Annotated in this window: 20 protein-coding genes; 4 read left to right on the top strand and 16 right to left on the bottom strand. The window is 61.5% G+C overall.

Annotated elements, in window-relative coordinates; translation table 11 throughout:
- Nucleotides 1-4: 4 nt before the first annotated feature.
- The 7 genes from EM6_RS01025 to EM6_RS00995 form a co-directional block, all read right to left on the bottom strand.
- Nucleotides 5-448, bottom strand: a complete 444-nt coding sequence (locus EM6_RS01025) for a bifunctional diaminohydroxyphosphoribosylaminopyrimidine deaminase/5-amino-6-(5-phosphoribosylamino)uracil reductase RibD (RefSeq protein ID WP_126419624.1) — start codon at nt 446-448, stop codon at nt 5-7.
- Nucleotides 445-891, bottom strand: coding sequence for an endonuclease domain-containing protein (locus tag EM6_RS01020; protein ID WP_126419623.1), 447 nt, complete (start codon nt 889-891; stop codon nt 445-447). Before EM6_RS01020 ends, EM6_RS01025 begins: the two co-directional genes overlap by 4 nt.
- Before the next feature lie 110 nt (nt 892-1,001).
- Nucleotides 1,002-1,718, bottom strand: a complete 717-nt coding sequence (gene gpmA / locus EM6_RS01015; protein ID WP_126419622.1) for a 2,3-diphosphoglycerate-dependent phosphoglycerate mutase — start codon at nt 1,716-1,718, stop codon at nt 1,002-1,004.
- Nucleotides 1,719-1,758: 40 nt separating this feature from the next.
- A complete protein-coding gene (locus tag EM6_RS01010) occupies nt 1,759-2,553 on the bottom strand; it encodes an MOSC domain-containing protein (protein WP_126419621.1) in 795 nt (264 codons plus the stop codon).
- A gap of 66 nt (nt 2,554-2,619) precedes the next feature.
- Nucleotides 2,620-2,952, bottom strand: a complete 333-nt coding sequence (locus EM6_RS01005) for a hypothetical protein (RefSeq protein WP_126419620.1) — start codon at nt 2,950-2,952, stop codon at nt 2,620-2,622.
- A gap of 47 nt (nt 2,953-2,999) precedes the next feature.
- Complete coding sequence (prfA, locus tag EM6_RS01000) at nt 3,000-4,073, bottom strand: peptide chain release factor 1 (protein ID WP_126422800.1); 1,074 nt, start codon at nt 4,071-4,073, stop codon at nt 3,000-3,002.
- A gap of 74 nt (nt 4,074-4,147) precedes the next feature.
- The gene (locus EM6_RS00995; protein WP_126419619.1) at nt 4,148-4,741 is read right to left on the bottom strand and encodes a glutathione S-transferase N-terminal domain-containing protein; all 594 of its coding nucleotides are present in this window, start codon (nt 4,739-4,741) and stop codon (nt 4,148-4,150) included.
- 227 nt (nt 4,742-4,968) lie between these two features.
- On the opposite strand from EM6_RS00995, the gene EM6_RS00990 reads away from it, so the two are divergent.
- Nucleotides 4,969-7,149, top strand: a complete 2,181-nt coding sequence (locus EM6_RS00990) for an EAL domain-containing protein (protein ID WP_232037062.1) — start codon at nt 4,969-4,971, stop codon at nt 7,147-7,149.
- A 367-nt stretch (nt 7,150-7,516) separates the two neighbouring features.
- On the opposite strand, the gene ispG is transcribed toward EM6_RS00990, so the two are convergent.
- Nucleotides 7,517-8,650 carry a flavodoxin-dependent (E)-4-hydroxy-3-methylbut-2-enyl-diphosphate synthase gene (gene ispG, locus EM6_RS00985; RefSeq protein ID WP_126419617.1) on the bottom strand — a complete coding sequence of 378 codons (1,134 nt, stop codon included), beginning with the start codon at nt 8,648-8,650 and terminating at the stop codon, nt 7,517-7,519.
- Nucleotides 8,651-8,716: 66 nt separating this feature from the next.
- Nucleotides 8,717-9,970, bottom strand: a complete 1,254-nt coding sequence (locus EM6_RS00980; protein ID WP_126419616.1) for a helix-turn-helix domain-containing protein — start codon at nt 9,968-9,970, stop codon at nt 8,717-8,719.
- A 195-nt stretch (nt 9,971-10,165) separates the two neighbouring features.
- On the opposite strand from EM6_RS00980, the gene EM6_RS00975 reads away from it, so the two are divergent.
- Nucleotides 10,166-10,576: an acyl dehydratase gene (locus EM6_RS00975; protein ID WP_126419615.1), complete on the top strand. Its 411-nt coding sequence runs from the start codon at nt 10,166-10,168 to the stop codon at nt 10,574-10,576.
- Nucleotides 10,577-10,767: 191 nt separating this feature from the next.
- Here EM6_RS00975 and EM6_RS00970 read toward each other — a convergent pair whose 3' ends face one another.
- Entirely contained in the window at nt 10,768-11,556 is a 789-nt protein-coding gene (locus tag EM6_RS00970; RefSeq protein WP_126419614.1) for a SapC family protein, read from the bottom strand.
- 199 nt (nt 11,557-11,755) lie between these two features.
- Nucleotides 11,756-13,816 carry a TonB-dependent receptor gene (locus EM6_RS00965; protein ID WP_126419613.1) on the bottom strand — a complete coding sequence of 687 codons (2,061 nt, stop codon included), beginning with the start codon at nt 13,814-13,816 and terminating at the stop codon, nt 11,756-11,758.
- Between the two features lie 129 nt (nt 13,817-13,945).
- Here EM6_RS00965 and EM6_RS00960 point away from each other — a divergent pair, with 129 nt between their 5' ends.
- Both EM6_RS00960 and EM6_RS00955 read left to right on the top strand, forming a co-directional pair.
- The gene (locus tag EM6_RS00960) at nt 13,946-14,434 is read left to right on the top strand and encodes a transcriptional repressor (RefSeq protein WP_013478420.1); all 489 of its coding nucleotides are present in this window, start codon (nt 13,946-13,948) and stop codon (nt 14,432-14,434) included.
- 267 nt (nt 14,435-14,701) lie between these two features.
- Nucleotides 14,702-15,910, top strand: a complete 1,209-nt coding sequence (locus EM6_RS00955) for a pentapeptide repeat-containing protein (protein ID WP_126419612.1) — start codon at nt 14,702-14,704, stop codon at nt 15,908-15,910.
- 7 nt (nt 15,911-15,917) lie between these two features.
- Here EM6_RS00955 and EM6_RS00950 read toward each other — a convergent pair whose 3' ends face one another.
- From EM6_RS00950 to EM6_RS00930, 5 genes are all read right to left on the bottom strand, one after another.
- Nucleotides 15,918-16,922, bottom strand: a complete 1,005-nt coding sequence (locus tag EM6_RS00950) for a magnesium transporter CorA family protein (protein ID WP_126419611.1) — start codon at nt 16,920-16,922, stop codon at nt 15,918-15,920.
- 112 nt (nt 16,923-17,034) lie between these two features.
- Complete coding sequence (locus EM6_RS17705; RefSeq protein ID WP_126419610.1) at nt 17,035-18,072, bottom strand: CHAP domain-containing protein; 1,038 nt, start codon at nt 18,070-18,072, stop codon at nt 17,035-17,037.
- Nucleotides 18,073-18,428: 356 nt separating this feature from the next.
- Nucleotides 18,429-19,547 carry an acyltransferase family protein gene (locus EM6_RS00940; RefSeq protein ID WP_126419609.1) on the bottom strand — a complete coding sequence of 373 codons (1,119 nt, stop codon included), beginning with the start codon at nt 19,545-19,547 and terminating at the stop codon, nt 18,429-18,431.
- Between the two features lie 148 nt (nt 19,548-19,695).
- The gene (locus tag EM6_RS00935; RefSeq protein ID WP_126419608.1) at nt 19,696-20,073 is read right to left on the bottom strand and encodes a YdbL family protein; all 378 of its coding nucleotides are present in this window, start codon (nt 20,071-20,073) and stop codon (nt 19,696-19,698) included.
- Nucleotides 20,074-20,084: 11 nt separating this feature from the next.
- On the bottom strand, nt 20,085-20,282 hold the full coding sequence (locus tag EM6_RS00930) for a YnbE family lipoprotein (RefSeq protein WP_126419607.1): 198 nt from the start codon (nt 20,280-20,282) through the stop codon (nt 20,085-20,087).
- Nucleotides 20,283-20,369: the final 87 nt, after the last annotated feature.

Raw genomic sequence — 20,369 nt, 5'->3', positions numbered from 1 at the left:
TAAATCAGGGCTTAACCGGCAGATTATTCACAAAATCGGCGATCAGGCTTGCGGCCTCGTCGGCCATCAGTCCGGTTTCGACCGTGAGCCCGGCCTCGGTCATGCGCGCAATGCCGAGGTGCGAGGCATAGGGCGACGGGTCATGACAGGCGAAGACGACGCGGATGACGCCCGCTTCGACCAGTCGCTGCGAACAGGACAGACCGCCATGAGAGCGCGCACCACAGGGTTCCAGCGTCACATAGGCCGTCGCCCCGTCGGCGCGGTTGTCGAGTTGGGCCAGCGCCGCCTCTTCGGCGTGCGGCCGTCCGCCATCACCCGTGGCAGCCTCGGCGATAACCACGCCGTCCCTGACGATGACGCAGCCGACCGGCGGATTGGGCACGGTGCGCCCAAGTTGTGCGGTGGCCAGCGCGATGGCACGCGCCATATGGCGGGAGTCGCTCATCGCCTCGGCCACACAGGGAGGGTGGTCCTAAGGACCCGGTGAGGGTGAGGTGCCGGATAAAACTGAAACTCCCTCGACACCACAGCCTCCGTGATCCGCCCGTCGATGATCGCACTCAGGGTGTCCAACACCGTGTCCATGTCATTGAGCACATCGGCATATGTGAACCGCGCGACGGACCAGCCTTCAGCGATCATGAAGGCGTCGCGGATTTTGTCGCGCTGGGAGCCGATATGTTGGGATCCGTCAATTTCGAGAACTAAACGCCTCTCCCAACTCGCAAAATCAGCAAAATACGGGCCTACAGGGTGCTGACGACGAAACTTCACATCGAAAAACTGACGGTTTTTCAGCCGGAGCCACAACCGTTCCTCCGCCGTATTGTCCTGTTGTCGCAGGCTACGAGCACGAGAAATCTGCGCGGGTGGACGTCTTGAGACCATGCCCCCTCACCCGGCGCTGCGCGCCACCCTCTCCCTCAAGGGAGAGGAGAAGAGAAACGCCCCCTCTCCCTTGAGGGAGAGGGCTGGGGTGAGGGGGAAGCTCACGTCCGCTAGCCCTGCAACACGGGCACGGGGTTGGCCCGCTCGGCATCGAGGTACTTGGCCGAAACGGGCGTCAGCGCCGCATCGAGGTCGATGACCAGCGGGTTCGAGGTCGGCACTTCGACCTCCAGAATCTCGGCCTCACCGAGGTTGAACAACAGCTTGATGATGGCGCGGATCGAATTGCCGTGCGCCGCCACCAGCACCGTATCCCCGGCCTTCAGCGCCGGCACGATCGCCCCGTCCCAGAAGGGCAGCACGCGGTCGAGCGTCGTCTTCAGGCTCTCGGTCAGCGGCAGAACCGAACCGGCATAGCGGCGATCCTTCGAGAAGTCATAGGCGCTGTCGGCCGACAGTTCGGGCGGCGGCACGTCGTAGGACCGGCGCCAGATCTTCACCTGCTCATCGCCGTGCAGGGCGGCGGTTTCGGCCTTATCCAGCCCCGTCAGCCCGCCATAGTGGCGCTCATTGAGGTGCCAGTCCTTGATCACCGGCACATAGGATTGCCCGGCCGCGTCCAGCGCCAGGTTACAGGTACGGATGGCGCGCGTCAGCACCGAGGTAAAGGCGCGGTCGATCTCGATCCCCTCGGCCTTGATCAGCTCTCCGCCCTTGACCGCCTGCGCCTCGCCTTCGGCCGTCAGATTGACGTCCACCCAGCCGGTGAAGCGGTTTTCGAGGTTCCACTGGCTCTGGCCGTGACGGAGGAGAATGAGTTTGGGCATCCGGACACCTTTAGAATAAACGACGGTTCCTGCTATAGGATCAGGCCACCTGCGGGTCAACCGCATCACCGACGCGGATCAGCCCCGGCGACACGACGCGGCAATAAAGACCGCAGTCGCGGTGACCATAGTGGGTCCACAGCGCCTGCACCATCTCCGCATCGCGCTGCGCCGTCTGCGGGTTCACGTGCGTCGCCACACAGCGCACAATGGGTTTCAGCACCTCCAGCCGCGGCCCCTCCTCGCCGATGCGCAGCGTCTTGCCCACAAAGGCGTGGTCTTCGAACGCTGACCACCCTTCGACCCAGATATTGGCACGCAGCCGCAACGGATCGAGGTCGATGCCCATGCGCCCGGACAGGTCACGCACGCTGTTCAGATTGAGAATCGACACAAAGCCTTTGGACGAGTCTGTGAAGCGGTAACCTTCGACCGCATCTTCGCGGATATCGAGAAACCGCAGGGGCTGCGCCACCGGGTCGTAATCCTCATGCGCCGCCAGCACGGTTTCGATATGACGCTCCAGTGCGTGCCGCCCGGCGGGTTGCGCGATATCGAAGGGGCGATCATCGACGAACAGACGCTCGGTTATCTCATCATAGCGGGTGCGCAACCGCGCCACGGCGGGAAAGCGCGCCAGCACGGCGTATTTCATCTTGGACAGGAATTGCGGATCGTCGCGGTCATAGCCCGATGGCCCGACCTCCAGCGCAAACAGGCGATCAAACGGGAAAAAACCACCGACCGTCAGGCAGGTCTCGGCCACAGGTTCGGGCGTAAAGCCCTTGACCGGATGCCGCCACAGGGAGTCGATTTTACCATTGGTCGAGTGCATGAACCGCTCTTAGCGCAGCGCGGGGTTAAAATATACCCATCGGTTGCCCCCTTCCGGACAGGCTACTTACTTTCGGGCTATTTGCCGCTTTTCCCACCAGACATAGGCCGCGTAGAGACCGAAAAACACCGGCAGGAATGCTATGGCTATCGTCGTCAGCCACTCTTTGGTCATGAACTGCCAAAGACCGGGCAAGTCCATATCCCGCAAGGCCCATACACCGATGGGCACGAACAAACAGGCCAGCGCTGTAAACTGCACGGCGGGCCTGACCTTGAAATGGTCCAGCCATATCCCAATGGGCACGGCAAGCCAGAGAAGGCCATAAACCTGGCCCTGCGTAACGGCCCAGATCACCACCGAAAGTGAGACAAGCGTTGCGAATATCCTGAGATACATAAGCCCCCCCGATAACTGAACTCTTCAGCCAGAAGTAGAGCCTACACCTATCCCAGTTCTTCCTCAAGCATGGCCAGACGCGCCGCCTGATCGTCGGCGATCAGGGCGTTGATCATCTGATCCATCTCGCCTTCCATAAATTGCGCCAGATTATAGAGGGTCAGGTTGATGCGGTGATCGGACACCCGACCCTGCGGGTAGTTATAGGTGCGGATGCGCTCCGAGCGGTCGCCGGAGCCGACCTGCGATTTGCGGGCATCGGAGCGCGCGGCATCAAGCGCCTGACGCTGGATGTCGTACAGGCGCGCCTTGAGGTTGCGCATGGCGATCTGCCGGTTCATGTGCTGCGACTTTTCCGATGAGGTCGCGACAATCCCCGTCGGCAGGTGGGTGATACGCACCGCCGAGTCGGTCTTGTTGACGTGCTGACCGCCGGACCCCGACGCACGGTAGGTGTCGATGCGGATGTCCTTGTCCTGAATGTCGATTTCGACATCCTCGGCTTCGGGCAGAACGGCGACGGTGGCCGCCGAGGTGTGGATGCGGCCGCCGGCTTCGGTGGCCGGGACGCGCTGCACACGGTGCACGCCCGATTCGAACTTCAGCTTGCCGAACACGCCGTCGCCCGTCACCGAAGCAATGATTTCCTTATAGCCGCCCGCATCACCTTCGCTGATCGAGTCGATTTCCACGCGCCAGCCCTGCGACGCGGCATAGCGCGAATACATGCGGAACAGGTCGCCGGCAAACAGCGCCGCCTCATCGCCGCCGGTCCCGGCACGCACTTCGAGGATGGCCGAGGCGTTCTCGTCCTTGTCCTTGGGCGCCAGCAACAGCGCCACACCGCGTTCCAGCTCCGGCAGGCGCTCTTTCAGCTCCTGAAACTCCTCCTGCGCCAGCGGCGACAGTTCGGGATCATTGAGCGCAATCAGCTCCTCAAGCTCCGGCCCCGACGCGCGCGCCTTAAGCAGCGCCGTGACCACATCGACCACGGGTTTCAGTTCGGCGTGCTCCTTCGACAGCTTGACGATCTCTGTGCCATCGGTGGCGCTTTCCATGCGCGCCTCGATCATACGGAAACGATCGACGACCTGATCGAGCTTGGCCTGCGGCAGACGTATCAAAGGAACGACCTCAAAAGACTTCGTGGTCCCCTCCCCACAATGCCGGGAGGGGGAAAACGCGCTTCTTACCTTTAAGACGGATAGGTGTCGATAAAGGATTGGCGTTTTTCCAGTTGATCGCGCAGGGCCACGAGGCGCGGAGCCTCGGCGTGCCAGTCGAGTTGGGGGAAGCGGAAATCAATATAGGTCGCCGCCGAAGCCAGGGTGATTTCGGCCAGCCCCGGCGGCGCGTCGGACAGTGCGCCCAGCCCGTCCACGGCCTTCAGGGCCCGACGCAGCCCCTCTTCCCAGCGCTTGAGCCAAGCGGCAGAGCGTTCGGCTTCCGGGCGGCGGTGTTCGATCACCATCTTCACGGCGGTTTCGAGAATCCCGTCGGCCAGCGCCTCGGCCTGACGCGCCGCCCACTGCGCCTCGCCTTCGGGATAGAGGGGGTAAGGCCCGTAATGCGTCGCCAGCCATTCGCAGATCAGCGTCGAATCCACAAACGCCCCGTGGTCGGTCACCAAGGCCGGCACCTGCGCAAAAGGGTTAACAGCGACATGCGCCGGAACGCTGTCCAAAGTCACGGTCGGCACGTCCTCCACACGGTCGGCCAGACCCATCTCTCGGATCACAATTCTGCACTTTCGCGCAAAAGGCGAACCTGAATTGATAAACAACCGCATAACAGCCTCCGTTACAGTCCTGTATAGATGCGACCCAACCTGTTGATGGTCAAGGGAAAAACCATTGCACACATCGGCGCATAGGCGCACAACCCCTTCATTACAAAAGAGTTTTTCGTTTGCCTTAATTTAAACCTTTTCCTTTAGGGTCACGTCTCAGGTAACCGCCCTCAGAATGAGTACGCCTCGTGAAACGAGACCGGAGTGAATTAAGACTTTTGGCCCCCATGACCATTGTTGTGGTCGGGGCCGTGTGTGCGTTGATCGTGTCTTTGTGGTTTTGGGCCGCCGAAATCGACAAGTCGAGCCGCGAGCGCGAAGAAAACTATGTGCGCAGCGGGCTGATGCATCTGGCGGAAACGCAGGCGCGCCTGATGGCCCCCATGACCATCTGGAACGAAGCGGTCAATCGGACGGTGGTCAAATTCGACCATCAGTTCGTCGCCGACAATTACGGCAGCTATTTTTCCGAATATCTGAATTACGAACAGACCTTCGTGCTGGACGGTCTCAATCGTCCGGTGCTGGCTTGGGAAGGCAAGCAGGAAACCTCGCTTTCCACCTATAACCGCCTGAGCAGTGAAATCACCCGCCTGTCGAAAGACCTGCGCGAACGCCACTATGTCTATACCGCCTCCGGCATAGGCTTCACGTCGAAGACCAACGCCATTGCGCGGCTGACCGTGCTGGACGGCCACGTCTATCTGCTGGGGGCCAGCCTGATCCTGCCCGACAGCACGCGACAGGACCTGGCGCGCTACACCCCCTATCTGGTGGTAGGCGTGCACCGCCTGAGCCATGCCGAGCTGGCAACCCTGTCGCAGGGGCATCTGCTGAGCACCATTACCGAACTGCGTAGCGGCCAGAACGTACCACCTGGTTCGGCGCGCGCCGTGTTCACCGACTCGACCGGTCAGGAAAAGGCCGAATTGACGTGGCAGCCGTCGCGACCGGGGCTTGACCTGTTCATGCGCGCCCTGATCCCTTCGCTGCTGGTTTCGGCCGGTCTGGGGGGCGTGGCGCTGGCGCTGCTGCACCGCAGCCAGAAGACCGCACGCAGCCTGATCGCTTCGGAAGCGCGCGCCAAGCATATGGCGCTGCACGACGGCCTGACCGGCCTGCCCAACCGCACCCTGTTCACCGATCGCCTCAATCAGGCCACCGAGCGCCTGCGCCGTCAGGGCGGTTCGGTCGCCGTCATGTGCGTCGGCCTCGACCGCTTCAAGGACGTCAATGATACGCTGGGCCATTCAGCGGGCGACGAACTGATCCGTCATTCGGCGCAAAAGATCGGCAGCATGATCCGGGCAGGCGATACGCTGGCGCGTCTGGGCGGCGACGTCTTCGTGATTATCCAGACCGACACGGATGCGCATTCCGCGGCCGCCCTGGCCAAGCGCGTACTGGAAGGCCTCAAGGGACAGGTCACGCTGGAAAGCGGCCCGGTCTATTCGTCCTGCTCCATCGGCGTCACCCTGTTGCAGGAAGCGGACATCGAAGCCGCCGAAGCCCTGCGTCAGGCCGACCTTGCGCTTTACCGTGCCAAGGAACAAGGCCGTTCGCAATACGCCTTCTTCGAAGTCGAGATGGACGCGACGATCAAGCTGCGTAAGCTGTTGGAAACGGGCCTGCGCGAAGCCATCCACGTCGAAGCCATCGACGTCGTCTATCAGCCGCAGGTCGATCACAATGGCCGCATCGTCGGCGTCGAGGCGCTGGCCCGCTGGAGCCACCCGCAGCGCGGCCCGATCAGCCCCGCCTATTTCGTGCCTCTGGCCGAAGAGTGCGGCCTGATGATGGATCTGGGCACGCTGATCATGCGCCGCGCCCTGATCGATTCCAAACGCTGGCCGGGCCTGAAGGTGGCCATCAATGTGTCGGCGACGCAGTTGCGGTCCTCGCGCTTCCTGCCGGAACTGAAGGACATGCTGCGCGAAACCGGCGTCGAGCCGCGCTCTATCGAAATCGAGATCACCGAAGGGATGCTGCTCAACGACGATCAGCCGACGCAGAATACGCTCAATGCGTTGCGTCAGATGGGCTTCTCCATCGCGCTCGACGATTTCGGCACCGGCTATTCGTCGCTCAGCTATCTGAGCCGCTACCCGGTGGACAAGATCAAGATCGACCGCTCGTTCGTCTCCAATCTGGGGGTCGATCCGGACGCCGAGGCGCTGGTCCGTGCCATCATCAAGCTGGCCAAGGCGCTGCACCTCAGCATTCTGGCCGAAGGGGTCGAAACCCAGGCGCAGAGCCACATCCTGCGTCAGGCCGGCTGCGCCATCATTCAGGGCTATCTGTTCTCCAAGCCCGTGGACCGCAGCGAGATCGACATCATGATGGAAGGTCAGGCGACCTCACAGGTGACCCACATCACCAATGGCCGCTATATCGCCGGCGTGCGCTAGAGCGCAAGCCGATAAAGTGGATACCACTTTTCGGAAAAATTGCGCGACCAAACAAAAACTTAGAGCCATTCGGCGGCTCAACTGAGCCGGCGGATGCTCTAAGCCTCAAATATTATGAAACAAAAAACCCCGTCAGTTCGCCTGACGGGGCATTTTACTGACTTTGTGGCGCGGTTAGAGAACCACAGATTGCACAGATTTCACAGATTATGAGTTCCCCGGCACGGGCGTGGGGTCTGATGGGTCGAGGGCGCGAAGCGCCAATCTGTGCAATCTGTGGTTTTTCAATAGCATAAGAAGCGATCGAACGCCCACCGGTGATGCATCACACACCTTATCTGTGGCCATCTGTGGAGAAGCCGCCCGCTCAGACCGCTTCCGGAGCCGTCTCGCTCTGGTTTTGCTTAGCGGCATGGGCTTCGACCAGACCGACTATGTGCTCGATCATGTCGTCATTAGAGACCTTGTGGTCCGGCTTGCCCGCCATATAGACCATGCCCGCCCCCGCGCCGCCGCCGGTAAAGCCGACATCGGTGTACAGCGCCTCCCCTGGCCCGTTGACGACGCAGCCGATGATCGACAGCGACATGGGCGTGGCGATATGGGCCAGACGTTCCTCCAGCTTTGCCACCGTCTCAATGACATTAAAGCCCTGGCGCGCGCAGGAGGGACAGGCGATGATATTGACGCCGCGATGGCGCAGGCCCAGCGATTTGAGAATATCAAACCCGACCTTGATCTCTTCGACCGGATCGGCGGCCAGCGAAACACGGATGGTGTCGCCGATTCCCGCCCACAGCAGGTTGCCCAGCCCGATGGCCGATTTGATGGTGCCGGTGCGCAACGGCCCCGCCTCGGTCACGCCGATATGCAACGGGCAGTCGATGGCGTCAGCCAGCGCCTGATAGGCGGCGACGGTCAGGAAGACGTCCGAGGCCTTCACCGAAATCTTGAATTCGTGGAAGTCGTTATCGCGCAGGATATTGGCGTGGAACAGGGCGCTTTCGACCATGGCGTCCGGGCACGGCTCGCCATATTTTTCGAGCAGTTCCTTCTCCAGAGACCCGGCATTGACGCCGATACGCATGGAGCAGCCATAGTCCTTAGCCGCCTTGATCACCTCACGCACGCGCTCGGGTGAGCCGATATTGCCGGGATTGATACGCAGGCACGCCGCGCCGGCCATGGCGGCTTCGATGCCGCGTTTGTAGTGGAAATGGATGTCGGCGACGATGGGCACGCTGACCTGACGCACGATCTCTTTCAGCGCCGCCGTCGAGTCCACGTCCGGGCAGGAGACACGCACAATATCGGCCCCCGCCTCTTCCAGCGCGTGAATCTGACGCACCGTGGCATCGACATCGTGGGTGCGCGTATTGGTCATGGACTGCACGCTGATCGGGGCGTCGCCGCCGACCTCGACCTTGCCGACTTTGATCTTGCGGCTTTTGCGGCGCTCGATCATGCGCCAGGGGCGGACATGCGTATGGTCACTCATCATGCACTCTGGGGATACGGGTCAATGCGCCCTATGTAAGCCTTCGACGGGCGCTTTACCAGCCGCAATTCAGGGCTGGGTCGCGGGTGCGGGGTCTGTCTGGGGCGTCGCGGACGGACTCGTCTGCGGCACGTAGGGGATGGGGCCGTCACGCACCGGGACGTCCGCCGGGATAACCGGCGTGTTCACGGGGGCGGCAGGCGCGGCGGCGTTCGTGGGACGACGACCATCCGGGCGCAGGGCCTCCATCTGGGCGTCCATCAGCTTGGCCAGCGCCGCCGCACGGGCATTGAGCTTGGAGACGGAGGTCGCGCGCTCTTCCATCACCCCGGCAAATTCGCCGTTATAATAGATTTCAAACGCCTTGGGGTCGCCCACCTCGATCAGCAGGTTGACGGCGCTGACCTGCGGCAGGCGATAGGCCTCACCCGGTCCCAGTTGCCGCGCGAAATAGACGCGCTTGTCTGTCCCGCTGAGGACCAGATTGACGCTGCGCTGGGCCTGAATCGTCACCATGGAATCGACTGGCGTGGCACCAAATACCGCCCCGCGCGGGTTGAAGGCCTTGCGCATCTGAAGCGGCACGCCCACTGTCGCCGAGGGGTTCTGCTCAGCGCGTTCAGCGTCGATGGCGGCAAAGCCCTCCTCCAGCCCCGGCGTGTAATAGGGCACGGGCAGGTCCTGATCCTTGGGCGCCGGAGCCGCTTGCGTCAGCACCAGCCTGTCGCGCACCAGCGGGACACCCGGTGCCCATTTCTGCGGCGTCGTATCAGCCGACGGCGCGTGATGCCCACCCCAGCCCGGCGTGCGCTGAAACAGGTTCCACGCCACCACCGCCAGCACCAGCGCCAGCGCCAGCCCGCCATAGAGGCGATAGCTGGGGCGCAGGTCTTCAAAGGCGGCCCCCACCGGGGCCCGCAGCTTGTCCGACTGCGCCGGGTCGGCAAACGAGCGCTTGAACAGATCGGCCAGGCTTTCTTCGTCCAGCCCCAGCGCCTTGGCATAGGCCTTGACGAAGCCGATAGAAAAGGCGCGCGATGGCAGGCGGTCATAGGCGGCTTCTTCAAGCGCCTCCAGATAGCTGCGCCGCACGCGGGTGATATCGGCCATGTATTCCAGCGAAAAGCCTTGCGCCTCGCGCGTACTGCGCAGGATGTTGCCGAGCGTTTCCGGATCACTGGCCAGCGCCTCCGCCTGACCCTGCACGCGCCCACCAGCCAGCACCTGACCCTGCGCGCGCACCGCCGCGTCGCGCTCAGCCGTCAGGAACAGGCCCGTATAGGCCTCGTCCTCAAGAACCGTAATATTGTCCTGTGCACTCATCAGACTTCGGCAAATCCTGCACGCTGTTCCCCCCAACGTGTGTAAAAAACCAAACCACAGCGCCCGTCCCAAATCAATACGTAAGGCTTTTGGGAACAAGGCTTTCTGTCTTTTGCGACCGCCTGTGCAAAAGCGTTGCCGAACGCCCCGACACAGCTTAGAACACAGGACTTTCCTGTTTGAACGGAGTCGCTCATGCCTGCCGCCTTTGACGATTTGTGGATTGGTCAGGTCGCCTCTATCGGCGCGGGCGTCGTCTCCCAGAGTGATCTGGAACAGTTTTGCGCCACCTATGCGCCGTCGTGGAACACGCAGGACGGCCTGCCCGATGCCCTGATCTTTGCTTTGTGGTCAAAGCTGGAGCAGGAAGCGGCCGCGGGCTGGCCGCAGACGAAACGACTGGCCGTCGATGCGCTGCGCTGGTCGCGCAACCCGCCGCCGGGCGAACTGCTGCGCGGGCGTCTGACCATTATGGGCAAGGACGCGGTGGGTGACACCAAGGGCGTCGTCATCGCCCAGCACGACCTGCTCGACGAAGCCGGACGTCTGGTCTTTTCGTGCCTGACGCGCTCGGTGTTTCAGCGCAATCCGCCGCCTGTTGGGTAAGGTTTTCGCCACGAAAAGCACGAACATATGGCGCGAAGCGCCCGACCAGACAGCACGCCGCAACACTGAAAAACGGCCCTACGGGCCATGGCGGTTCACCAGCCTTTTCGTGCCTTTTCGTGTTTTTCGTGGCCAAGCAAAAACCCCGGAAGCCAGAGCCTCCGGGGTTTGTCGTTTCAAACCGAAAACGCTTAGTTGACCGCCGGGGCCGACTGATTGCGTTCGATAGTCAGGGCGATCAGCTTGTCCCAGGCCAGCAGCGAGATCAGGTGCGCGTAGATGTGCATCAGGGCGCCGTTGTCACGCAGCTCAACCAGCTTGTCGGCCGACAGCTTGGCCAGCTTTTCTTCATCGACCGCGAAATATTCGGCGATCTTTTGCGGCTCACCCTGCGAACCGTCCGGATTGGCCGGGCGATAGATGGTTTCGCGCGGAGCCAGGAGATCGAGGTCCTTCAGCAGGTTGACGAAGGATTCGGTGCGCAGGCGCTCGTTTTCAAAGTCCGAGCAGAACTGCATGGCGTTTTCGACGAAGGCCGACGGCTTGCCACCTTCGAAGAACGGCACGTCCGGATTGTTGGCGGTCACCACCGGCGAGGAGGTATCCACGCACAGGATCATGCGCTGTTCCTGTTCGTCATTGGCGAAGACGAAGGGATAACGACGGGCAAAGGCCGGCAGGTAGGCGTCCGGGCGGAAAACGCCTTCGGGGGACACGAACATGTTCTGACCGGCGGCCAGACCCATAGCGGCCACCGGCATACGCGCTTCGCCGATGAAGACGATGGGGTAGCTCAGCGAAGCCGCCGGGAATTCCGCCACGGTCAGCGGCACCACATTGGTTTCAGCGACAAAGGCGTGCGGCGTAGCCGAGGCGCTGATGCCGAGATTGCCGTGGGCTTCGACACTCAGGGGTTCCGGAGTCTTGTAAAACAGCACGTTCCCTGTCAGCGCGCTTTGTTGGTCTTGAGCCTGTTCCATGATCGCTCTTTGTAGTGGTAAAAACTAAGAAGTTTCGCTTCTAGCCCATGCCTGCGGGAAAGCGCAAGCGGCACGTTCAGGCAGGCGAGTGCAAAGGCCGCAATTCGCGCAAAAACCGGCACCTGCGGGTATTTTAAGGTGCAGGAACCCCGGAAGTACGAGCTTCCGGGGTTCCGCGCCATGATCCTGCGTCGATCCATCAGAATCGGTAGGTCAGACCGGCGCGCAGATTGCGACCAGCACCGACAAGTATATCCTTCTGCACCGAAGTGTGCTCGCGGATTTCCTCGTCAGTCGCGTTACGCAATTCGGCGAAGACTGATACCTTGGGATTGATCCAGTAAGACCCGAAGACATTGACGGCCGTGTAGGCATCGGTTGGGGTTTCGAACGCCGCCAAATGCGTGTCCGCCGCCGCTACATGCCGGACTTCGAGATGGCTTTTCCAGCGTTCACCTTCGTAGCCCAGGGTGGCCGTCAGCGCCGAAGGGGCAATACGAGCAATATCGCCCAGATCGCTCTTGCCGCGAACATAGTCATAGGCCAGATCAAGACGCACAGCCTGAGCGCCACGGCTCCACAGGTTCACGCCGCCTTCCAGTTCAAAGCCCCAGAAGTCAGCGTCCGTCTGCACGTAGCGATAGACCGGCAGGCCGTCCTCGTTGTCACCCGTTGGACGCAGGTCAATGAAATTGTCGAAACGGCTGGAATAGAGGTGGGCGTCAAGGCTGAAAGCCGAATGGCTGTCCATCTGCCAGTGGCCGGTGGCCTCTACGCTGTAGCCTGTCTCCGATTTCAGAGCTGCATTGCCAATTTCATAAGCCCCTGTACCGGCGTGCGGGCCATCGGCCAGCAATTCAACATCAGAAGGGGCGCGTTCGGAGCGCGTCACACTCAGACCAAAGAAGGCATGATCGGAAGGTTTCCAGAACCCGCCCAGCGAACCCGACAGGTTGTCGAATGCCTTTGAGAAACCCGCGGAAGTGATCTCCTTGCGGTCACCCCGCAGGCCGCCTTCGATGCCCCAGGCGCCCCTGTCGATACGCGACTGCGCATAGGTGCCGAATTCTCGCGTCGTAGACGACGGCACAAAAGCCTCAGCTCCTATCGCCTCGAAATGGCGTTCGAGGACATTGAAACCTACCGCCCCAGAGACATCGCCCATCTTCTGGCGGATCAGGTTCACGCGCGCCTCATAACCGTCAGAGAGAAAGCGCGTGCCGACCTCCTCGCCTTCGAACTCGGTATGTTTATAATCCGTGTAGCCCGCATCCGCCGTCAGCTTGTTGAAACCCGCAAAGGCGATATTGAACGATGAGCGGACATCGTAACGCGTCTGCTTCAGGCCGATGGTCACCGGGCCTTCTTCCTCATGCGCGTGGTCGCCACCCTCTTCGTGATCAGACGCGTCTTCAGCATGGCTATGACCGGGCACGCCGTAGGTCGTATCGGTATGCTTGACACTCAGGCCCGCAAAGCCAAAGTCACCCACATAGGACAAGCCAGCCCCATAGGCGCTCAGATCAACAGCCGAATTTTCCTGACGATCGCGCGTATCGGGTTCCTCCCCTTCGGCGTCGGTCAGCCGACGGGACTCCGGACCTACGGGCGTTTTGTAATCGTCACTCTTGCGCTTGAGGGCGTCGGCGGTGAAAACCCAAGGCCCCTGCCCTGTCTTTACATTCAGCCCAAGCTGCTTGCCATTATCAACACTGGAGGCCTGTGCCGTAAAGCGGCCCTCAACACCATCCTTGGCCGGGGCCGACGCAATACGATCGTCGATGATGTTGACAATGCCGCCGATGGCGTTGCCGCCATAGATAAGGGCCGAAGGGCCACGCAGAACCTCTATACGCTGGGCCTCGACCGGATCGGTCCCTGTCGCGTGGTCGGGCGACACGGCTGAGGCATCAATGGCTCCCATGCCGTTGTTGAGCAGTAGAACACGAAACCCGTCAAGGCCGCGGATCACCGGACGGCTGGCACCCGGTGCGAAGGCAGACGAGCGCACGCCCGGCAGGGTGGCCAGCATATCGCCAAGACTCTCAGCCGGCTTCTGATCGATAGTGGTGCGGGTCAGTACATCGACATTGCTCATCAGGGCGTCTTTCGACACGCCATAGGCCGTACCGGTCACGACGATCTCCGTTATGTCCTCGTCTTTCTGAGGTGTCGGAGACGAACTCTGCGCCAGAACCGGGGTAAAAGCGACCAGCGCGGCAAGGCTGACGGTCAGGGTGAGAACCATACGGGTTTGCATGGGGGAGGCTCCCGAAAAAAGCGGACGGCGACACACAAAGGCCGTACCGGACCGTCATCTGTTATGTAATAACATAAATAGTGTCAAGCCGTCATTGCGAAATGTCGCGAGTCTGCCTAAGTTACAGCCATGTCACACGCCTGCGGCCACGATCACGACCACGTCCACACCCTCGATAGCGGGCGCATCGACGCGCGCCTGAGCGAAGCCCGACGCCTGTGCGAAGCGCAGGGTGAGCGCATGACCGCGCCGCGCCTGCGTACGCTGGAGCTGATCCTCAGCGAAAATGCCCCGGTGAAGGCCTATGATGTCATCGACCGCTTCCACCCCGACGGAGCCGCCAAGCCGCCGACCGTCTATCGCGCTCTGGCCTTTCTGGAGCAGATGGGGCTGATCCACCGCATCGAAAGCCTGAACGCCTTTGTCGCCTGTCAGGGCCACGCCGACGGCAAGGCCGTGCAGCCGCACGCCGCAGCCTTCCTTTTGTGCGACTGCTGCGGCAGCAGCGAAGAGGTGGCGGTCAGCCTGCCCGAAATCGACCAGCAGGCCTCGGCCAGCGGCTTTGAAACGCGCCGGGTGACGCTGGAAGCGCGCGGCCTGTGCAAGGCCTGTCGCTAAATCATTATGTTTTCTGCAAAAACATAATGATTTAGCTTTTATTCTGCCCCTCGCCGGGTACGGGCTCCGCCACCTTGGCCGCCGCCTCAATGGCGGCTTGAGCGCAATGATTCCAGTAGAAATCATTGCGCTTCCAAACGTAACGCGAAACGACCACAAGACATTTTTTTCGCCCCGTGACCGGGCGTAGAGCAAGTTTTCACCATTGTAACCCAGTATGGATAACGCGACTATCCATTCATCCCCTCGCCCCCTCCGGACGCTCCCTTGCCTATTACGCAGTCAGCCGCCACCTTGCAGCCTATTGATCCGCGCTCCCTGCGCACGATCATAGAGTTGCACCACAAATACAAAACGATGAAGCCGGGCGGGCAACTGGCTAACCTTGCCTATATCGACCTGAGCGGGGTCAATCTCGAAGGGATAGACCTGTCCGATGCCGTCCTGACCGGGGCCTGTCTGCGCGGCGCGGCGCTGCGCGACGTCAACCTCAGCCGCGCCAATCTGTACGGATGCGATCTGCGCGAAGCCGATCTGCGCTTCGCCGTGCTCGACCGCGCCGATATGCGCGGGGCCTGTTTGCGCGGGGCCAATCTCACCGGGGCCAGCCTGACGCGCTGCGACCTGCGTGAAGGCCAGATCGCCTTCAAGGATGAAAAGCACGGCCTGCGCCTGATGAAACACGAAAAGCGCGCCGGCGAACTGGACTACGCCATCCTTTCCGGGGCGGACCTGTCGGGTGCACGCCTGACCGGCGCCGGGGCCATATCCGCCGATTTCCGCGATGCCCAGCTCGAAGGCGCGGTCTTAAGCCACGCCAAGCTGCGCAATGCCTCGCTGGAGGGGGCCAACCTGTCGGCGGCGGACCTGTCGTCCGCCGACCTGTCCGGGGCCTCATTAAAAGGGGCGGTGATGGTCGGGACCCAGACCCAGGGCATGACCACCAAGGATACCGACATGTCGGATATTCTGGGTGAACCGATCAGCGTCTTCATTGACGATGAACCGCTTGATGACCTGCTCGACGCCTATGAGGTCTGGTGCAACAGCGGCGGTCAGAAAGGCGCGACGCAGGATTTCAGCGGGCTCGATTTTCGCACGGCCACCACCCTGATCGGCCGCAAGCTGACGGCGGCCAATATGGCGGGGGCCATCCTGTACGGCATGGACCTGTCCGGGGCGCAGCTACAGGGGGTCAATCTCTCCGGTGCAGACCTGCGCATGGCTGACCTGTCCGGGGCGGACCTCAGGGGGGCGCGCCTGATCGGGGCCCGCCTCACCCGCGCCACGCTGGACCGGGCCAATCTCTCGCCCCTGTCGCTGGGTGGGGAGCGCACCCTGCGCGCCGATCTGACGCGCGCCACCCTGACCCACGCCAGCCTGCGCCACGCCGACCTGACGCGGGCGCGGCTGCTGGAGACCGAAATGGCGCATGTCCGCGATCAAGGCTGCAACTACACGCTGGCGGAAAGATAAACCGCTTTCATAACCATCCTTTGAGGCGGAACCACACCAGCGGCCCTACCGCTGAGGCGATCATGGCCAGCACCACAAGCGGATAGGCCCACGGCACGTGCAGTTCGGGCATGAATTCGAAATTCATCCCATAAAGCGAGGCGATCAGGGTTGGCGGCAGGAAGGCCACCGAAGCCACCGAAACGATCTTGATGGTCGTGTTCTGCTCCAGATTGATCACCCCCAGCGCCGCGTCGTGCAGATAGGCGATATTGCCCGACACAAAGGCCGAATGGTCGTTCAGCGAGGCCACGTCCTTTTCCAGCGTGCGCAGCTTGTCATGGAAGGCATTGAAGCCCGCCTCGTCTGCCCCGACCAGTTCGCGGTCCAGCGCCCGCGCAAACAGCAGTAGCCGGCCAAAGGAGACGAGGCTGTCGCGGATGCGCGCCGTGTCCGACTGACAGCGGCCCAGCTCGCGCAGGACCCGCTCCAGATTGCGCCCGCGCTTGGGTGCGAAGATACGCCCGGAAATCTCATCCACCGTGGCCGACGCCTTCTCCAGCAGGTCCGCCGTGCGGTCAATCAGCACCTCCAGCAGGTTGGCCAAGGCTTCGTGCGCCTGATCGCAGTTTTCCGGATGGCGCACCAGGCGTTCGGCAAAGATGCTGAACGATTTGGGATCGATATAGCGAATGGTGATCAGGTGCTGACGGTGCAGGACGAAGGTCACCGGCCCCGATTGCAGATGATCGAAGCCACCGTAAAAGGCCACCTGTGCCGTCATGAAGGCCGCGCCGTCTTCGAGATAGAGGCGCGAGGAAAACTCGATCTCCTGCATGTCCTCGCGCGTCGGCAGATTCAGCCCGACCACGCCTTCGACATAACGTTCTTCCTCGCGGTCGGGATTGTAGAGGTCGATCCACACCCCGTCCGGCGTAATCTCACACCAGCCGGCCTCGTCCCCTGCCCCTTCGGGCGGCACCACGGTAAAGGCCCCGTCCGGGGCCGCGTCACGGCTATAGATGTTCAGCATGAAGGCTCTTTCACAGATTGCTTCTGCATAGGCCGCTTTGCGTCGCCCTGACAAGTCAAACGCCGCTGGCAAGACCAGCGGCGTTGCAAACCTTCAGACAAAAAGAACCGGCTCAGGCCTTGGTCTTCTCTGTCTTCTTTTCGGATTTCTTGGCCTCGGCTTCGGCGACCTTTTTGGTTCCCGATTTGTCAGCCTTATCAGCCTTGGCGGTTTTGGAAGTCTTTGCGGCCTTGTCGTCCGCTTCGGCGACGGCCTTCTTGCTGGACTTCGGCGCGGCCTTGGCGCTCTTGTCCGCCTTGGCGTTGTCCGCGACCTTGGTCGTCTTGTCGCCCTTGTCGGTCTTGGTCTTTGATTTCGCCGCCGGAGCCTTGTCGGCGTCTTTATCAGCGACGGCCTTTTCGGTGGAGGTCTTCGTCTTGCTCGCCTTGGCCTTATCCGCAGCCTTGGCGTCCGGCTTCACATCGGCGGGCTTGGGCGCCACCGCATCGTCCGCCGTCGCGGAGGCCAGCGCCTGACTGCGCGGCGCTTCGACATCGGTGGTCAGGGCATTGACCAGAGCCTTATTGCTGGTCTTGGAGGACGTCTTCTGCGCCACCTTGTCGAACGCAGACGGCTTCTTAACGGTCGGCTTGTCGAGGACCTGCGTGACGAGGTTTTCCCCCATCTCCTGACCCTTCTGGGCCGCCTGATAGATAAAGCCATAGGTCGGATAGACCGTGGTGCCCACATCGGCGATCGGGCCGTACCACACCTTCACCTTGCTCCAGTCGCCCTTGTCCGAGACATCGACGACGGTGACGTCTTTTTCGACCTGCCCGCGACGGCCACCGATGGGCGACCAGTTGGCGTGGGTGATCTGAATGACGCGATCGGTAATAACCTGAGAGACGACGGCCACGTGGCCCAGTCGCATCTTGCCCTGCGGACGGAACACCAGAACCGCCCCGGCCTTCGGTGCCTGACCCTTGTCGTATTTGCCCGAAGCGCCTTCCCACCAGGTCCAGGCGTCACCGAAAATGTTCATGCCCGTGATCGACCGGGCGAAGGTGACGCATTGCCAGTAGGGGGATTTCTTCTCAGCGGCCTGCGCGCCCACGGCGCCAAACGCCAGAGTCGCCGACAGGGCCAATACGCTTAGTCTTTTCAGCACACGAGCACTCCATTTGGGGCCTGATCGAGGGGCCTTTGCGGCGGTCCTCTTAGGGGTCTTACAGGGGGTGGCTGCGGGTGAAAAAGATCAGCTAAAACGCCCGCAACATTTACTTGTAGAGGTTTGATACATAACTCAGCGGCATTTACAAAGCCTTTATTTTCCAAATCGTGGTAAATTTCCCACATCCGGACGGGCCGTGCCTGAGGATGTTGCAAAAAAGTTGTTAAACATCAGTTAACTATAAATTCAGGGCGCGGGCGAAAAAAAAACGAGCGTCTTTTCGCCGCACGCGGGAAAAGACGCTCGAATTATGGGGTTTCGTCCGCTTACGGATGAGAGTGGGGCAAACTGATCTAACGCGCCAGGCGGTAAGCGAGTCGGTAGCGCAGCCGGTCACCCAGATGGCGCACGACATTGCGCATCGGCAGTTCGACAATGTGATGGCCCAGCATGGCGACGGGGATGATGGCGATCAGGCCCACTGCCCACCACAGCAGCGGCAAAGGCGCGTCGCCGGTACCCAGCACCATGCCCATCACATTGAGATAGACCCACTTCCACGGCACATAGACCATGTACATGGCGAACGACACTTCGCCGAGATAGACCAGCACGCGGTTGCCCATCACGCCGCCATTGCCAAAGCGCGACACGCACAACAGCATCAGGCCCAGCATCGGCACGATTAGGGCGTCGATCTTCAGCCACGAGGCCGCGGCAATAACGATCAGGCTGGAGGCCGCCGCCCCCATCAACGCCACCTGCGGTGTCAGCTTGCCCGACCGCCACACCAGATAAAGCGCGCAGCCCAGCATGAAGGTCGGCACGATACGCAGCGCCCCCCAGAAGACGGTGGCCGAGGTCAGCTTGAAGCCCATAAAGACTTCGAAAATCATATACAGGCTGACGAGGAAGGTGACCGACAGACCGACGGCCAGCCACGGACGGGCGCGCATCGACCACGCCACCGTGCCGAAGATCGGGAACAGCAGATAGGCGAACCATTCCGCTGAAATCGACCACGAAGGGTGGTTGAAAGACGCTTCCGGCGCCAGACCCCAGGCCTGAACGAGGAACAGATGCGCCGGCAGGGACGGCCAGTTGACCAGATTCTTGTCAACGCTCATGCCTTTCAGCGTCGCGGCCCCCCACAGCAGGATAGCAAAACACAGAGTCGCCAGATGCAGCGGATAGACGCGCGCCAGCCGGTTGACGATGAAAGACCCGTAACGGAACCGCCCTTCCCCCAGCGACGTCATATAGACGTGGCTCAGAATGAAACCCGACAGGATGAAGAACAGATCAACCCCCAGATAGCCCTTTTCAATGATGCCGATGGAGATGGCCCCTTCGAGCGCCGACCAGTAGCTGTAGAGGATCACCCATACCGCTGCAAAGAAACGCAGCGAGGTCAGCGGCCGGATATTGTCGGCTGTGGCCTGGGAAACGGCGGCGCGAATGGGGGTCGTCATGGGGCGGGTTCCTGTGCGGGGTGTCCTGAAATAAACCAGTCAGGCGAATTTTGACGAAGCCCTGCACGTCATATGCCACTCACGCACGAAGAAGGCCCTGCGGCACACACTGCCACAGGGCCTTTAAGAAGCCGTGAAATCAGAAGGCTTACTTGCGCTTCCAGTTGCCGGAATCGTCCTTGTAATATTCCCCGGCCTTGACCTTAGGGAAGATCACATTGTTGTAGGCCGAGGCCCCGGCAGCAGCCGGAGAGACGCCGTTCTTGGCGGCGGCTTCGGCATAGACGCGGGCGCGGCCGGCATTGATCTCATCGACGGCGGCCTTAGTGGCGGCGTCGGCTGAGTCCTTGACGAGGCCCAGATAACCGTCGGATTGCTCGCCCACCGTACCGGCGGCCTTGGCGGCATCGACGGTCGCCTTGGCGGCCGACTGGGCGTAGGCCGGGGCGTTAAGAGCGATACCGGCGGTCAGCACGGCCGACGACACGACGACGGCGCTGAGGATCGAAAACAGGGTCTTTTTCATAGCCAAATTCCTCAGAACAGATCCGGATTTTGTTTGACGAGGGACTTCACATCCTCATCCAGCGAGATACGCACATTGTGGTCGAGCTTGGCGTAGATGGTGATGGGATCGACCTTGAGGCGCACCGTCGGCGTGCAGGCGGCGGTGAGCGCCACACCCGCCAGACACAGGACGGCCACGCCCGCGCGGGCGACAGGGGATTTCAACATGAAGGGCTCCACAGCAAGAGATCATGACGTCTGGATATCAGCTATAAGCTGAACCGGGCCTGAATGACAGAGACATTCTTGGCACCG

This window comes from Asticcacaulis excentricus (assembly GCF_003966695.1).
Taxonomy (GTDB): domain Bacteria; phylum Pseudomonadota; class Alphaproteobacteria; order Caulobacterales; family Caulobacteraceae; genus Asticcacaulis; species Asticcacaulis excentricus_A.
This window is presented reverse-complemented; position numbering and strand designations above follow the sequence as displayed.